Annotated in this window: 13 protein-coding genes; 3 read left to right on the top strand and 10 right to left on the bottom strand. The window is 68.1% G+C overall.

Annotated features, from left to right (window positions below; genetic code table 11):
• Nucleotides 1-22: 22 nt before the first annotated feature.
• The 6 genes from TY25_RS26590 to TY25_RS26565 all read right to left on the bottom strand — a co-directional run bounded on the left by TY25_RS26590 (nucleotide 23) and on the right by TY25_RS26565 (nucleotide 4,741).
• Nucleotides 23-670, bottom strand: a complete 648-nt coding sequence (locus tag TY25_RS26590; RefSeq protein ID WP_042260426.1) for a TetR/AcrR family transcriptional regulator — start codon at nucleotides 668-670, stop codon at nucleotides 23-25.
• Nucleotides 671-764: 94 nt separating this feature from the next.
• Nucleotides 765-1,298, bottom strand: coding sequence for a cupin domain-containing protein (locus TY25_RS26585; RefSeq protein WP_042260423.1), 534 nt, complete (start codon nucleotides 1,296-1,298; stop codon nucleotides 765-767).
• A gap of 56 nt (nucleotides 1,299-1,354) precedes the next feature.
• Nucleotides 1,355-1,933, bottom strand: a complete 579-nt coding sequence (locus tag TY25_RS26580; protein ID WP_042260420.1) for an NADPH-dependent FMN reductase — start codon at nucleotides 1,931-1,933, stop codon at nucleotides 1,355-1,357.
• A gap of 88 nt (nucleotides 1,934-2,021) precedes the next feature.
• Nucleotides 2,022-2,822, bottom strand: a complete 801-nt coding sequence (locus TY25_RS26575) for an alpha/beta fold hydrolase (protein ID WP_042260419.1) — start codon at nucleotides 2,820-2,822, stop codon at nucleotides 2,022-2,024.
• A gap of 159 nt (nucleotides 2,823-2,981) precedes the next feature.
• Entirely contained in the window at nucleotides 2,982-4,235 is a 1,254-nt protein-coding gene (locus TY25_RS26570) for a phthiocerol/phthiodiolone dimycocerosyl transferase family protein (protein ID WP_042260417.1), read from the bottom strand.
• 20 nt (nucleotides 4,236-4,255) lie between these two features.
• On the bottom strand, nucleotides 4,256-4,741 hold the full coding sequence (locus tag TY25_RS26565; protein WP_115347050.1) for an acyl-CoA thioesterase: 486 nt from the start codon (nucleotides 4,739-4,741) through the stop codon (nucleotides 4,256-4,258).
• A 142-nt stretch (nucleotides 4,742-4,883) separates the two neighbouring features.
• Here TY25_RS26565 and TY25_RS26560 point away from each other — a divergent pair, with 142 nt between their 5' ends.
• Complete coding sequence (locus TY25_RS26560) at nucleotides 4,884-5,747, top strand: helix-turn-helix transcriptional regulator (protein WP_042260499.1); 864 nt, start codon at nucleotides 4,884-4,886, stop codon at nucleotides 5,745-5,747.
• Nucleotides 5,748-5,965: 218 nt separating this feature from the next.
• Here TY25_RS26560 and TY25_RS26555 read toward each other — a convergent pair whose 3' ends face one another.
• The gene (locus tag TY25_RS26555; RefSeq protein ID WP_146153947.1) at nucleotides 5,966-6,790 is read right to left on the bottom strand and encodes a hypothetical protein; all 825 of its coding nucleotides are present in this window, start codon (nucleotides 6,788-6,790) and stop codon (nucleotides 5,966-5,968) included.
• Nucleotides 6,791-7,037: 247 nt separating this feature from the next.
• Between TY25_RS26555 and TY25_RS26550 the strand changes: the two genes are divergently transcribed.
• Together TY25_RS26550 and TY25_RS26540 are read left to right on the top strand one after the other, a co-directional pair.
• Nucleotides 7,038-8,348: a helix-turn-helix domain-containing protein gene (locus TY25_RS26550; protein ID WP_042260412.1), complete on the top strand. Its 1,311-nt coding sequence runs from the start codon at nucleotides 7,038-7,040 to the stop codon at nucleotides 8,346-8,348.
• Nucleotides 8,349-9,005: 657 nt separating this feature from the next.
• Nucleotides 9,006-10,187 carry an MFS transporter gene (locus TY25_RS26540; protein ID WP_042260405.1) on the top strand — a complete coding sequence of 394 codons (1,182 nt, stop codon included), beginning with the start codon at nucleotides 9,006-9,008 and terminating at the stop codon, nucleotides 10,185-10,187.
• A gap of 27 nt (nucleotides 10,188-10,214) precedes the next feature.
• Here TY25_RS26540 and TY25_RS26535 read toward each other — a convergent pair whose 3' ends face one another.
• From TY25_RS26535 to TY25_RS26525, 3 genes are read right to left on the bottom strand one after another with little or no spacing between them, the layout of a single operon-like run.
• Nucleotides 10,215-12,959 (bottom strand): non-ribosomal peptide synthetase, encoded by a 2,745-nt coding sequence (locus TY25_RS26535; RefSeq protein WP_052383206.1) that lies wholly within the window; start codon nucleotides 12,957-12,959, stop codon nucleotides 10,215-10,217.
• A 15-nt stretch (nucleotides 12,960-12,974) separates the two neighbouring features.
• Nucleotides 12,975-13,799 carry an SDR family oxidoreductase gene (locus TY25_RS26530; protein WP_042260402.1) on the bottom strand — a complete coding sequence of 275 codons (825 nt, stop codon included), beginning with the start codon at nucleotides 13,797-13,799 and terminating at the stop codon, nucleotides 12,975-12,977.
• Entirely contained in the window at nucleotides 13,790-14,500 is a 711-nt protein-coding gene (locus TY25_RS26525) for a thioesterase II family protein (RefSeq protein ID WP_042260400.1), read from the bottom strand. Before TY25_RS26525 ends, TY25_RS26530 begins: the two co-directional genes overlap by 10 nt.
• Between the last annotated feature and the right edge of the window lie 271 nt (nucleotides 14,501-14,771).

The raw sequence follows: 14,771 nt of genomic DNA, 5'->3' as shown, positions 1-14,771 counted from the left end.
CCGCGTTGCGGTGCGGCGGCGGTCAGGGCTGGGTGGTGAGGGCGGGCCAGAGGGCGGCGGCGAGCTGTTCGGGCAGCCGGGCGCGGGTGGCAGTGTCGTCGCCGCGCAGGAACGCGCCGAAGAAGGCGCCGAAGACCATGGTCGCTACGGTGCGGGTGTCGGTATCGGCGCGGACTGCGCCGCGGTCGATGAGCCGGCGCAGCACGTCTTCGACCTGGGAGACGCGGGGTTCGACGGCGCGGGTGACGACGTGGGCGAGGAGTTCGGGCACGCGTTCGGCTTCGCTGATGAATCCGCCCTGCAGGATGATGGCGTCGGGGTTGTAGTAGCAGGGGTCGACGCGGCGGATGGCCTCGGTGAACGCCTCTTCCGGTGTCATATCGTCCAGCGGGAAGGGTGGGGTGGCGGCGAGCTGGGCGCGCAGGCCGTAGTCGAGGGCGTCGATGACGAGTTCGAGTTTGCCTGGCCAGCGCCGGTAGAGAGTGGGGCGGGTGACTCCGGCATCGGCGGCGATATCGCCCAGGGCCATGCCGATGTAGCCGTCGGTGACCAGGCGGCGGCGCGTGGCGACGAGGATCGACTCGTCGACGGCGGGGTCGCGGGGACGTCCGCCGCGCGGGCCGGAACGGCGGCCTTGCGGGTGGTCGGTGGCTGCGCTGCGCTGGGTCATGGCCTCCCCGATCGTGTTTCGTTACAGGACACGACTGTATTCCTTCATCGGGTGCGGGCGGCGTCGGGACGGCGATCGGTGTGCCCCTGCGTTCTCACCGGTGTGCGGTGGTGGTGCCGTGGGTGGGTGGGGCCAAGTGGTAGCGGGCGATGACGTCGTCGAGCCAGTCGGGGTGGCCATAGGTCAGCCCGTACCGGGCCGCGAGATCGTCGAACGCGGTGGGGGCCGTCGCGTCATCGGCCAGCAGGTCACCGAGTTCGGCGAAGTACTGTTCGAAACCGCCGGGGACGATGATCTCGACGATCCGGCCGGGCACAGTGCCCGCGTTCCACATGGCGTGCATCTCACCGCGCGGCTTCAGCACGTACCCGCCGGGGCTGAGCACGATCTCGGCGTCCCCGCAGCGGAACCCGATCTCGCCCTCCAGCACGATCGAGTACTCGTCTTCGAAGGTATGGGTGTGCGGTGGGGTGATCTGGCCGACGGCGAAGGGGTGCTCCACCATCGACACCGCGCCGTGGGTCAGATAGGTGTCGAATTTGAAGTCCGCACCGAACCCGGGGATCGGCACGTGCCGTCCTTCACCCGGGCGGACCACGGTGAACGGCGGAATGATTGTGTGCGGCATGGGTTTTCTCCTCTGGGCGCGAGCGCGCGGGGTGTGGTGGCCGGACAGCGAACGGGTCAGGCGCTGCGGGCGGGCACTGCGCGGGTCCGCTCGGCCAGCTCGATCAGGCCGTCCAGCAGCTGGCGCAGCAGGGTCCGGGTGATCTCGTCGGGGACGAACGTGCCGGTGGCGTCGAGGCGCAGGTGGGATCGGAAGACGGTCACCTCGGGCCCGGCGACCACCGGAGCGCCGATGCGGTGCAGGATCTGGCGCAGGACCAGCTGGGCGCGGGCGGTGCCGAACTGCGACGGGGACGCACCCAGGATCGCGACCGGTTTCCCACCCAGCGCAGGGTCGGTGGCGGGGCGCGACAGCCAGTCCAGGGCGTTGCCCAGTACACCCGGGATTGCGGAGTTGTATTCGGGGGTGGCGAGCAGGACCCCGTCCGCGGCGGCTACCCGTTGCCGCAATTCGGCAACCGCCGCGGGTGGGTCGGTTTCGAGGTCCTGGTTGAAGTGGGGCAGGGCACCCAGGTCGGTGTCGAGGTCGATGGTCACTCCGGCGGGGGCGAGCGCGGCCAGCGCGGCCAGCAGGCCGGTGTTGTGCGAGCCGCGGCGCAGGCTGCCGGACAGGGCGAGAAACCGCAGGTCGGACATGATAGTGGTACTCCTGATCAGCGGGAAGGATGTAGTAGTGGCGGCGGGGAGGGGCGTCCCCTCCCCGGTCATCGGCAGCGAACGCGGGTCAGCGGGTGCCCTGATACGCCTGCTCGATCACCTCGACGACCGCGTCGGGGTGGCTGAGCATGACCGCGTGCGAGGAATCGACCTCGCTGACGGTGGCGCCGGCGCGGTTGGCCATGAACCGTTCCAGGCGCGGCGCGATGGCGTGGTCCTTGGTCGCGACCAGCGCCCAGGAGGGGATGGTCTTCCATCCGGCGGCCGTGGCCGGTTCACCGAACGCCTCGGCGGCGACCGGGCGCTGGGAGATCGCCAGGTAGGCGGCGGTGGCGGCGTCGACGTCGGCGGCGAACGCGTTCGCGAACCGGGCGTGGTCCAGCCACACCTCCGTCCCGGTCGACCCGTCGGGACGGGTGTACTGGAACACCTGCTGCGGCAGCGGCGGCACCGACGCGTCGGCGTGCGCTTCGAGGAGGCCGCCGAGCGCCTCGCCCGTGTCGGGGACGAACGCCGCGACGAACACCAGCGCCGTGACGTCGGCGATGGCGGGGGCGGCATTGGAGATGACCGCGCCGGCGTAGGAGTGCCCGACCAGGATCTTCGGACCCTCGATCCCGGCCAGCAAGCCTTGGAGGTAGGCGCTGTCGTGGGCTAGGCCGCGAAGCGGGTTCGGGACCGCGATCACCGGGAACCCGCGCCGGTGCAGCCGCGCGGCGACGGCTGCCCAGCCGGAGGCGTCCGCGAACGCGCCGTGCACCAGCACCACTGTCGGCTTCGGCGCCCCATCCTCGGCACGGTCGGTGTGCGCGCCCGGCACCAGGGAGGCAAGGGCGGCCTTGATCGAGACGGCGAAGTGGTTGCTCATGGATGTCTCTCCTTCAAACGAGGGTGGTCTCGCCCGCTCTGGTGCGGGAGAGCCACCTACTTTCGTTACAGTGAGTGACTGTAACGTAACTCGGGATGTTTGCCAAACTAAGGATTTGCGGTCCGCGACGTCCGACGCCTGCGCGCGCCCGGGCCTCGGCTACCGGGACCGGGCGCGGACCGTCAGCTCGGTGAGGTTGGCGCAGATCAGCGCGCGCAGTGCGGCAATTTGCGCGGGTGCATGGAATCGCGGGGAGAAGGCGAGCTCGAGGCTGGCGCGCCCGGCGAAGGTGGAGACGAAATAGCCGACCCAGGAAACCGGTTCGGAGGTCGCGAAGCCGTGGAAGTCGACGATCTCGACCCCGGCCGGGACGGCGAGGTCGGGCACCACGCCCCAGTTGGTGAGGAAGTTTCCCACACCCTTGCGCGGTCCGCCGTGTGCGGCGTTCCCCGCTGCGGCCCGCATAACTGTCAGTGCCGCTCCGGTCTGAATTCCGGCGACGATCTGCGTCTTGGCCTCGGCCGCAAGGACTTCCAGGTCGGTGCCGGGCTCGCAGGCGGTGACCGTCGGCGCGAATCCCAGCGCATTGGTGACCTCGTCCGCTCGCGCCACGGGCCACAGGTGGGCGCGCAGGTCCACCAGATGAAACATGATCATCGGCAGATCGGTGGCGTCGCCGAACTCGGTGTGGATCGCGCGTTCGGCGCGCACGATCGCCGCGGTCAGCAGAGCGTGCAGCGTCACGCCCGCTGCCCGCGCGTGCGCGCGTAGCGCGGCGGTGTCGGCCCGGGACAGGGTGATCCGTCCTTCCGGCGCGGGCGCGAATCCTGCCCCTTCACCGCGGTCGGCGGCCGGGATGCTGTGTACCGCGCCCGACGCTGGGAGATCGAGCTCGGGCAAGGCCAAGCCCCGCGCACGGTAGGCGTGTTCGAGACTGTGCGGGTAGACCGGAGTGGTGCCGGGGAACGCGGTGGTCCTGGCGAGGGTGGCGGCGGTGTGCCAGAAAAACGCGAGTAGCTCCAAGCCGAGGGTGGCGTCGTTGATCGCGTGACTGACCTGCAGCGCGACCGCAGTCCGGTCGCGGTCGCTGACGATGGTGAGTTTCGCCAGGCTGTGGGCAGGATCGAGGGGGGAACGTGCCGCGGTGGCGAGCCAGTCGGCGATCGGGCCCACCACAGTGTCGGTGCCGGCCGCGCTGGTGCCGTCGCCGGGAATCCGGAGGCAGCACTCGTCGCCGGTGATCTCGATCGTGCCGGTCAGCATCGGATACTTGCGGCACAACAACCCGAAGGCGGTGTGCAGCAGCGCGATATCGACCGTCCCGGTACAGATCGCCACATAGCTGACGGTGAGTTTGCGCGGCACGAAACCGTGATCGATCTGTCCCAGCCGGTGTCGCGTGCTGCTGTCCACTCCTGCTGGCGCGGACCGGCTCACGCCAGCCCCAGCAGCGCCGGGTCGGTGGCGCGCGAACGCAATTCTCGGGCGGGGTCGGCGACCATGCGTCGGGTCCGCATATCCAGCAAGCCGCTGACACTGTGCACCTCGGCGACCAAGGTGCCGTCGGGTTTGGTCAACGTGTGTTCGACGCGATGGGTCTTGCCCGGACCCCACACGAACACGCATGTCACATCGACAGTGTCGTCGGCGCGCAACTCGGCGTGGTGGCGCACGGTGGTTTCGAGGTTGATCGGCCCCAGCCCGTCAGCCAGCAGCCGCTGCGGAGACAGCCCCGCGGCCTGCCCGCAGGCGAACCGAGTGTGTTCGGCGTACTGCAGATACACCGTTGAGGCCAAGTGATGGTTGGTGTCGAGCTCGTAGCTGCGCACCGCGAATCGCAACGTGAACTGCGTGGTGCCAGTCGCATCCGAGGACCTCGTCTGCGGGGACGCTGTTGCGGGCGTGTCTGTTTCGGTCATGACAGGTGGACTCCTCGTCATAGGGGATGTCGAATGGTGCGGATCGCAGCTTGCCGGGGTCGCGGCACCGGTACCAAGACACTGGTGACACTGGTGTCGCCAGCACCCGGCAACCGTCTGGCATCCCTGCCGGGTGTGGCCGATGATGGACGCCGTGACCGTCTCCGCCTCGCCTCGCCGTACCGAACTGGCCGCCTTCCTACGCAGCCGCCGCGACCGGCTGTCCCCCGTCCAGGTCGGGCTGGCACCGGGATTGCGGCGCAAGACACCAGGATTGCGCCGCGAGGAGGTCGCCGGACTGGCTGGGGTGTCGGTCACCTGGTACACCTGGCTCGAACAGGGCCGCCGGATCAATGTCGGCGCGCAGGTCCTCGACGCCATCGCCGCCGCGCTGCGCCTGGACGGCGCCGAACGCGCCCACCTCTACCGTCTGGCCGAGGTTCCGATCCCGGCCACCGCCACCCGTGCCGAAGCGCTCACCCCCACCGTGCAATCGATCCTCGACGCCATCACCGCGTATCCGGCCGCAGCGATCAACACCCGCTGGGACCTGTTGGGCCACAACGCCGCCGCCGCGGCGCTATGGCCGCGCCTGACCGCCCCCGAGGGCTCCCGCAACGTGTTGTGGGAGTTGTTCACCACTCCCGCCGAAGCCCGCTGCTTCGTCAACCGGGACGCCGGCCTGCCGCACATGGTCGCCTCGTTCCGCGCCGACTTCGCCCACCACCTGCACGACCCCGCCTGGACCGACCTGATTCGCGGACTCGCCACCGCCAGCCCGGAATTCACCCGCCTGTGGGCCACCCGCGACGTCGCCGCCCCACCCACCCAAACCATGATCTACCGCCACCCCAGCGCCGGGGAGCTGGCGCTCACGCTGACCCGCATGGAACTACCCGCCACCCCCGACACCATCCTCACCGTGTGGACTCCCGTCGATGACGACAACCGCGGGCGGCTCGACGCGCTGCTCGCCCACTCCGACACCCTCGCACCCCTGCACTGACCATCCGCGGCCGATTGCACAACGCCGAAAGATACTCGGCCGAGAACTTCGGGCATGCAGGAAATCGTCGGCGTAGCAACAGGTTTCAGTCGTCGGCGGCGTCCGGATCGCGCGGTGCCCGGTGCCGGGTAGACGGTCACCAGGGTGTGTTCAGCGTGGGAAGGGAACCACCGCAGTGGTGGTTCCCTTCCTCCCCTCCTTGTCTTCGGCGCGTGGGGTCAGCGCAGGCCGATGAGGGCGGCCGCGTCCGTCGGGATCATGTCGACGACATCGCGGGGAATCATGGCGCTGATCTCAGCGGGCACGGGCAGTGGAGCGGCCACCGGCGCAAGCGCCTCGGGCGCGGTCACCGCCGCAGCGTCCACAACATGCGCCGCAACGGGCTTTCCCTGGCCGGCCTGGCGGGAGCGCTGCAGGTTGGCCTGGGAGTCCGCGGTCGCCGCACCGGTGTCGGCTCCGTTCATCTCGCCGATGGGCCCACCGATCGCTCCGCCGATCGCAGCACCCACGCCGGCACCGACTGCGGCGCCGGCGCCCGCACCGATGACGGGGCCGTACACGGTCCCGGCCACACCGACGATGATGCCGCCGATAACGGCACCGGGCAGGCATCCGATGAGCAGTGCCGGCAAGCCGACGACGCAGCCGAGGCCCATGCCGGTGAGCGCGCCGATAGCCGGCCCGGCCACCAGACCGGCTGCGGCGCCGGTGGCGGCGCCGACTCCCGCACCGATCACGGCGCCGTCGGCGGCGCCGAGGGCCGTGCCGTTGACTCCGCCGGTGGCCGCACCGTCGACGGCGCCGTCGCGGACCGCGTCGTCGTGCAGTTGGTCGAGTTCGGCCTCGGACAGCTCGCCGCTCTCCGTATTCGATGTCGTGCGGGGGTTACCGGGCAGGGTCGTGCGGCCGTCATCGAGATTCGACCACGAGGGCGGGGCCACCGGCAGGTTCATCAGGGGCGGCATCGGGTTGGCCGGTGCCGCCGCTGGGGGGTTGTTGTAGATGATGACGTCGGCATTGGCCGTGGCCGTCTGAAGGACCAAGGACGTGGCCGCAGCGATACACACGCTACCGGTCGCAACACACAGAATCTTTTTCATCGAGAGATACTCCTCAGGTGTGGCTAATTCCCGGCTACCACCAGGTGCATGTGTTCGCCACTGGTCGACTGCAAGGAAATGCTTGTGCGATATGCCAAAGACTTCAACATCGCCGATAGATGGAAAGCAACCTGCTCGGGCACTGGTTTACGCAGCTCAACCGCCAGTTACTCGGGATTACACTGGTGAAATGGCACCCCTGAACGACGATAATGACGCACATCACGAATTGGCGGACTACCTGGCAAGGGTGCGCCAATCCAGGGGGGCGCCGAGTTTACGAGCAATCGCTTCCGACACCCACTACAGCCACACCACGATCGCGCGGGTCTTCAACCCGGGCGCGCCGCTGCCGTCCTGGCCGATAGTCGAGCAGGTCGCCCGAGTGCTGGGAGCGGACGCGGCCCGCGTGCGCCAACTGTGGGAATGCGCGTCCGCGCCGGCCCCCTCTGCCGACGAATCGGGGCCGGCCGTGGCGACCGGGCAGGGCGAACCGCCAGCGCCAGTGTTGCGGATCGGGTTGCTGCTGCTGGGCTTGATGCTGTGCGTGAGCATGGTCATTATCGCCGTGGTCCAGGCCATCGACACCAATGGGGAACACGCGCTCGCTATCACTGACCTATCGCAGATAGTGTTCGGAAGCTCAGCGGTGGCGATCCTTCTGGTGCGGGTGTGGCTGTTCCGTCGACGTGGCGATCGCCTCAACACCGGTTACTTCGGGCTGTTGCTCGCCGCGGTCGCCGCGTGGACCGGCGGGCAGGTGGCGTGGTTCGTGGCTCGGAATATCCAGGGTCAGGACATGCCGCCGGGGCACCTGCACGACGTCGGTTTTCTCGCGATGCCGGTCTTCTTGGCCGCGGCGCTGTGGATCCGCGCCAGGCGACTCGGCATCGCCAGCGTACGCAGCGATATCGACAACGCGGTCACTTACTTCTGCATGTTCTGCGGGGCGTATGCGGCGGTCTTGTGGTTGCTCGTCGCCTTGAACCGCGACGTCGAGTCCACCCTGACGCTTGTGTTCGCCCTCTATCCCGCCACGGACATCACCCTGAGCCTGGCTGCGTTCGGACCACTGATCTGCGGTCGCAGGATCGTCGGCTCGGCCTTCCTCGCCACCGCGCTCTTGGCCGCAGCGGCCTCCGACATCGGCTATCTGCTGTTGAAGACATCACCGGATGCTCAGGGCTTCCCGCCGACGGCGGGCCTCGGCTACGTCGCGTTCACGGCAATACTGTCGGTGTACGCACTGATCACCCAACCGCTGCCGACCACCAATCGACCGCCTCGGGCCATCCGCGGCATATCCGCCCGCCCTCGTCACCTCGTCACTGCCATCACCGGCCTCGCGGCGACCGTCACCACGGCCGCCGCGGCTCTCACGTTACGAAATTCTCTACCCGCCCCGCTCTCGACCACACTCACCACGCTGACCATCCTGACCACCCTGGCCCTCGCCCTCGCCTACTTCAACAGGGAGAGGATCGATGAATCGCCTCGGTGAGTCCGGAGATGATGTGTCCTGGATTTTCGGGGTCGGTTTGGTTGACTGCTGGGCCCCTGCGGACTCGAACTCGGGCCTGAGCGGCCGCCTGCTCAGAGACGGCTATGCCCTCCGCGGCGATCCGGCCACGGCTCGGTATCTCGGCCCGTGTCGATGTCGCACAGGCCGAAAGTGCTTCGGATACAACACATTCGGCGAACAGTGGGTCCGTGCAGGCGGCTGCGGCGTCGAACACGTTCCGAAACCGTAGCAGTCTCAGCGGGTTCCGCTCCGACCAACCCGGAGGCGGCGCTGGTCACGCTGCGTAGCCGAACAGATGCGGGGCTGCCCCCGGTTCGTTGCTCCCGGCCCCGGGACTCCGCCCTCGCCGCAAGGATGTCCATTTCACCGCCGTGTCCGGCGGAGTTCCGCCGATGTGATCAGCCTTCGGCCTGCTGTTTCGGTTCGGGCTTTTGCCCGATATGCCTGTGGCGCTTGTGGACTGGAAGCGGAGGGGGCAACCCGTGCTGTGCTGCACGTACCTGTGGCGTGGTTATATGGGTACCGATCGGGAAGGCTGACCGCAGGTGACCTAGGGGGTGGCGGCAACGCTGGGAGAACAGCGTCGGAGCGGGTTGTCGGTGGGCGATCGCCGCCCGGATATGGGGGAGTGAAACTGTGCGAACCGAGTTGAAGCCTGATCTCGAGACCACCGACAAGCGATCTTTTCGCTACGCGCTGCTGATCTCGCTGGCGAGCGGGATCGGTTATCTGCCATTCGCTTTGACGATCCCGATCCTGCCCGGCTACGTCACCGACCGGTTGCACGGGGGCCCGGCGGAGGTCGGCGCGGTCATCGGCGCTTACGCGGTGACCTCACTGCTGGTCCGCCCGGTATCGGGCGCGCTGATGAACCGTCTCGGCGCCCGCGCCCTGACCATCGGCGGAACGGTGCTGACGACGCTCGCCACCGTCTGTTATCCGCTCGCCGGATCGATCACCGAGCTGATCGCCCTGCGCCTCTTGGTAGGGGTCGGGATGGGCGTGATGCTGGCTGCGACCGGGGTCTGGCCGGTGCAGCTGGTCGCCAAGGATCGACAGACCTGGGCGCTCGGTTTGAGCGGCACCGTCGTCTACGTGTCCATCGGTCTCGGCGCTCCGCTGGGTACCTTGCTGGAGCACCTGGTGGGCACGGCCGCCACGTTCGTGATCGCCGGGCTGGTTCCCCTGCTCGTCATCCCGATCGCCCTGTACGTGCCCGAGGTGCGTATCTCCGCGAAGAAGGAGCGGACCGGCATGGAGCGGGGCCGGGCGCTGGTGGGCACCGTGCTGCCCTGCGTCGCGCTGATCTTCAGCGCGTTCGGTTTCGCGGCCGTCTCCAGCTTCGCGGTCGCAAAGTTCAATTCCCTCGGTATCTCCGGGGGAGCGGCCGTGGTCACCGCGTATTCGATGACCGTGGTGCTGTTGCGAACAGCGAGTACCTGGATCCGTTGGGAGGCCACGCGACCGGTGGCGCTGGCCGGCCTGTTCGTCGTCGAGGCCGCGGGGCTCGCGCTCCTCGGCGTGTCTGATGGTCTCGTTGTCGGTGCGATCGGCGGTGTACTCATCGGTGTCGGAATGTGGCAGATCTACCCGGTGCTGGGGGTGATCGTGGTGCGCTCGGTCAGCGAAAGACAGCGCGCCACAGCGCTGTCGACCTTCGGGGCTTGCTTCACCGTGGGCGTCGCGGTGGGCAGCGGCTCCCTCGGTCTGGTTGCCGATGCCGCCGGATATCAGGCGATGTTCCTCGTCTGCGCAGCCTGTGTCGGTGTGGGGCTGTCGGTCGCGGTGACCGCGGCCCGAGTGGCCCGGATCAGCTGAAGGCCCGACATCCAGCGGCGATCGACGTCAATGGTCGGCTTCGCTCAATTGCCGGACCAGCTCGACGAATTCCGCCGCGGTCGAATGGCGGTAGAACTGCTTCGGTGACACCTTCGGCAGGTTTCGTTCCCGCATCTCGGTGAGCACCCGGACGACCAGCAACGAGTTTCCGCCGAGGGTGAAGAAATTGTCCTGCAGGCTCACCTCGGTGTTCAGCTGCTTGCGCCAGATGGTCAAGATGTCCTCGGCGATTCCACCGGAGGCGGGCTCCTGCGCGACGGGTGTTCCGGCGGATCTGATGTGCGGCTCGGGCAGTTCGGCGATATTCGGTTTGCCGTTGATCGTCAGCGGAATCTCGGCGACCTCGGTGATCGTCGCGGGCATCATGTAGTCGGGCAGTATCGCTCTGGCATGCGCGAGCACCTGTGCGGTGGACGTGGCGGACTCGAGGACGACATAAGCGTCGATCCGGCTGCTCGCCGGATCATCCGGCTGTTCCCGGTTGACCACGACGGCCGCGGCGGCCACCCGGGGTGCACCCAGCAGCACCGTGCGGATCTCGTCCAGCTCGATGCGGTGCCCGCGCACCTTGACCTGGTTGTCCAGGCGGCCGAGGTGGTCGAGGCGGCCGTCGGGGTGCAGCCGCCCCTTGTCGCCGCTGCGATAGATCCGTTCCCCGGTCAGCTCATCGAGCATGAACCGTTGCTCGGTCAGCTCGGGCCGGCCGAGGTAGTGGCTGGCCACCCCCGCACCGCCTACGTAGATCTCACCCGGGGGACCGGGCGGCAGGACCCGTCCCCGTGCATCCCGAATGGACACCGACCACCCCGGCAGCGGACGGCCGACCGAGCGTGAGCCCGTCACGACTTGCTCCGGAGTTATCGTCTGCGCGGTCACGTGCACGGTGGTCTCGGTGATGCCGAACATGTTGACCACCCGGCAGTCGGTGGCCGGGTGCCGGGCGAACCAGGGCGCCAGCATGCGCACGTCGAGTGGTTCACCGCCGAAGATGATCAATCGAAGGGCCAGGTCCCCGCGGACGCGGTGATCGGTGTGTACGAGCTGGGCGAACGCCGACGGCGTCTGGTTCAGCACCGTGACGCGTTGCTCGGTCAGCAGGGCGTAGAACTCCTCGGTATCGCGGGTGGTCCAATAGGGCACGACGACGAGGCGACCGCCGGTGAGCAGGCAACCCCAGATCTCCCACACGGAGAAATCGAAAGCGCTGGAATGGAACAGCATCCAGGTGTCGTCCCAGCCGAGGGCGAAATCCTCGGCGGTGGCCTGCAACAGCGCCAGCACGTTGCGGTGGGGCACGACCACGCCCTTGGGTGTGCCGGTGGATCCGGAGGTGTAGATCACGTAGGCGGGGTCGTCACCCGCAGCGGCGGATCGGGCATCGGCTGTCGCCCGACCTGCACCGAGTTCCGTCAGCATGGCGGGAGTCAGCAGCCGGGTACCGGGAACCCGCGGGAACTCCGGTGCCGACGTGATGACGACGGGCATCCCCGCGTTCTCCGCGGTGAAGCGCAGGCGCTGCACCGGATAGCGCGGATCCATCGGTACATACGCACAACCCGCCTTGAGCACGCCGAGCAGCGTGACCACCAGATCGGCGTCCCGTTCCAGACAAACACCGATCAGGTTGCCCGGTGCGATGTCCAGCGCGCACAGGCCTGCCGCCACCGCGTCTGCCCGATCGTTCAGCTGCTGGTAGGTCAGCTGCTCGTCGCCGGCCAGCAACGCCACGGCGTCCGGCTGTTTGGCCGCCATCTCCTCGAAAGTGTGATCGATGCGTCCCCGCACGTGCGGTGCGGCACCCGCGCGCAGGAGTTCGGCCTGTTCGTGGCGCGGCAACAATTCCAGCCCGGCCAGCGGCCGATCCGGTGTTCCGTTCGCAAGCTGTTCGGCCAGATGCGCCACATGCGCGCAGAACCGCTGCGCGACAGCGGTATTCACGATGCCCTGATCGAACCGGCAGATCGCGCGGTACGAGCCTCGATCCAGCTGGACAGTGACCGGGAAGATCGGCGTGAGGCATGCCGTATAGCTGCCTTCGGCGAAGGCCGGGCTCAGGACGACGCCGACGGACGGCGGCTCCTGCGGCGTGACCGGCGTCTGATCGAACTGGCGGAGGAACTCGGCGCACGACCACTCCGCAGGCTCGTCCACCGAGTGGACGCGAATATGTTCGCCCGCACCGTCGTTCAAGTCCAGCACACCCAACGCCACTCGGTCACCGCCGCCGTATCGGCTCAGGGCCAGGGCGAGCGCGGGAAGGAAGAGTCGTTCGGCTTGCCCGCCGAGGACAGTGAGATCGATGTGCGCGCTGCCGACGACTCCGTGCAGCTCCGGATCGCCTAAGCCCCAAGCGATTTCACCGTTGTACCGGAAGCCCGGCCGCGCTTCGGCGAGGCGGGGCGCCACGTCATCGCCGGGCCCGTCCAGCGGCAGCCGGGCGATTCGCCGCAGCGTGGCCGGCGGGATCACCGCGCGGACGGTCACCAGCACCAGGTCCATGGTCCCGTCGGCGTACCGCAGGGCTACGGCTCGCAATGGAGGGGCGTCCGGGTGAATCGGCCGCAGAGATTCGGCGCGCCTGCGCTCGGCGGCCGGCGACTCGTCCGCGCCGACCGGCACCGAGGTCTGCCAGACCTGGACCGGATCGGACACTGCCTCGGACAGCAGACGCGCCGGATCGGTGGCGCCGGGGAGTCGCAGCACGAGGCTGTGGCATCCGGCGGCGGGATCATTGAGGGTCGAGATTGTCACGGGTGGTCCTCCTGCTCATCGGGAGGTGAAGCCGCCGTCCACGGTCAGCACGCTGCCGGTGACCTGGCGGGATTCGTCCGTCGCGAGCCACAGTGCCGCGCTCGCGATGTCGGACGGATCGATCAGCGCGTTCATCGGCTGATCCTGGACGAAAATCTGCTCGTGCTCGGCGACCGGAACCTCCAGCGATCGGGCGATTTCGGCGAGCATCCGGCCTTCCAGCACGGGGTCGTCCCGGACTGAGCCGGGACACAACGCGTTCACCCGTACCCGCATCGGGGCGTAGTCCAGGGCCGCGGCCTTGGTCAGTCCGATCAGCCCGTGCTTGGCCGCCACGTAGCTCGCGAAATGCCGATATCCGACCGTGCCCGCCGTCGAGGACACGTTGATGATGCTGCCGGATCTGCGTTGGACCATCACCGGGGCGACCGCCTTCATCATCCGCCAGGCGCCCGAAAGGTCGACGTCGAGCATGAGCGACCACTCCCGCTCGGTGATGTCATGGGCGATCTTCCCGGAGGGCGAGGCGATTCCGGCATTGTTGACCAGCACGTCCACCGTGCCGAAGCGGTCCAGCGCCTGGTCTACCGCCAGCGCGCACTGGTGGGCGTCACGCACGTCGACGGCGGCGGTCACGGTCGCGGCGCCCGCGCGTTCACACAGGGCCGCAGTATGTTTCAACTGGCTCGCTGATCCGAGTGGATAAGGCACGTCGGCGAGATCCCTGGTGATGTCCAGCAGCAGCAGGTCGGCGCCCTCGTCGGCGAACCGGAGCGCGCAGGCGCGGCCGAGGCCGCGGGCCGCGCCGGTGATGACCACGGTCTTGCCGGTCAGCCCCATTCCGAGCTCCCGGCTATCAGACGTAGCAGCTGTTCCGGCTCATCGACCAGATACATATGGCCGCCGGGAAGTTCCCGGTAGGCAAAGCGACCCCGGGTCACCGTGGTCCATTGTTCGGCCTGTTCCCGGGAGACGAGTTCGTCCCGTTCCCCGCGCAGGGCGGTGATCGGCACCGAGAGCGGCTCGGTGCTGGTGGCCCGGTAGTTCTCGTGCATCTCCACGTCGGCGCGCAGCACCGGAAGCAGGACTTCGACCAGTTCGGGATCGTCGAAGGCCGCATGCCGGTAACCGGCGAATCGTTGTACCCCGGCCAGGAATTCCGCGTCGGCCAGGCCGGTCGCTCGCTCGGTCCGTCCGTTGTGCGGACCCGGTGATCCGCTGACGAACAGGTGATGCAGTCCGGGGTGACCGATCCGCTCGAGTTCCCTGGCGATCTCGTAGGCGAGCACTGCGCCGAGGCTGTGCCCGAACAACGCGATGGCCGCCTGTTCGCCGGCGTCGGCCAGGATCTTCGGGGTCAGTTCGGCGACGGCGGCGGCGACCTCGGTGAACGGGTCGTCCGGGAATCGCTCCTCGCGTCCGGGCAACTGGACCGGAAGCACGGTGACCTCCGGTATGTCCAGTTTTTCCCATTCTCGGAAGAATCCGGCACCACTGCCCGCGAAAGGCAGACAGGCGAGAAACAGCTGATGTGTACCCATGGCTACCCTTATCTTTCCTCGTCGGACCTCGTCATTCAGGACGTATCTCGACGTATCTCGACAACCCCCAGTGCCAGTTCGCAGCGTACTCGGCCGCCAAGTCACTGTAAAGGCATCAACAATGGCGGACGGATACCTGACATATTGCGGATGAAGCTGTTGTCCCGAGGGTGGGGTGTGGTTAGGCTCGCTGGTAATGGGGCGATCGCGATCGGGTCGATCGGGAACGCTGCCGGAGTTATCGGACCGGGTGTGAGATTATTCCCTCCAC

Source organism: Nocardia brasiliensis NBRC 14402, from assembly GCF_000308475.2.
Taxonomy (GTDB): domain Bacteria; phylum Actinomycetota; class Actinomycetes; order Mycobacteriales; family Mycobacteriaceae; genus Nocardia; species Nocardia brasiliensis.
Note: the sequence above shows the minus strand (reverse complement) of the source record. Positions and strands in the feature narration are given on the sequence as shown.

Coding starts and splice junctions, on each gene's coding strand:
- TY25_RS26590 (WP_042260426.1), bottom strand. CDS start 670: ATGACCCAGCGCAGCGCAGCCACCGACCACCCGCAAGGCCGCCGTTCC.
- TY25_RS26585 (WP_042260423.1), bottom strand. CDS start 1,298: ATGCCGCACACAATCATTCCGCCGTTCACCGTGGTCCGCCCGGGTGAA.
- TY25_RS26580 (WP_042260420.1), bottom strand. CDS start 1,933: ATGTCCGACCTGCGGTTTCTCGCCCTGTCCGGCAGCCTGCGCCGCGGC.
- TY25_RS26575 (WP_042260419.1), bottom strand. CDS start 2,822: ATGAGCAACCACTTCGCCGTCTCGATCAAGGCCGCCCTTGCCTCCCTG.
- TY25_RS26565 (WP_115347050.1), bottom strand. CDS start 4,741: ATGACCGAAACAGACACGCCCGCAACAGCGTCCCCGCAGACGAGGTCC.
- TY25_RS26560 (WP_042260499.1), top strand. CDS start 4,884: ATGATGGACGCCGTGACCGTCTCCGCCTCGCCTCGCCGTACCGAACTG.
- TY25_RS26550 (WP_042260412.1), top strand. CDS start 7,038: ATGGCACCCCTGAACGACGATAATGACGCACATCACGAATTGGCGGAC.
- TY25_RS26530 (WP_042260402.1), bottom strand. CDS start 13,799: ATGGGGCTGACCGGCAAGACCGTGGTCATCACCGGCGCGGCCCGCGGC.
- TY25_RS26525 (WP_042260400.1), bottom strand. CDS start 14,500: ATGGGTACACATCAGCTGTTTCTCGCCTGTCTGCCTTTCGCGGGCAGT.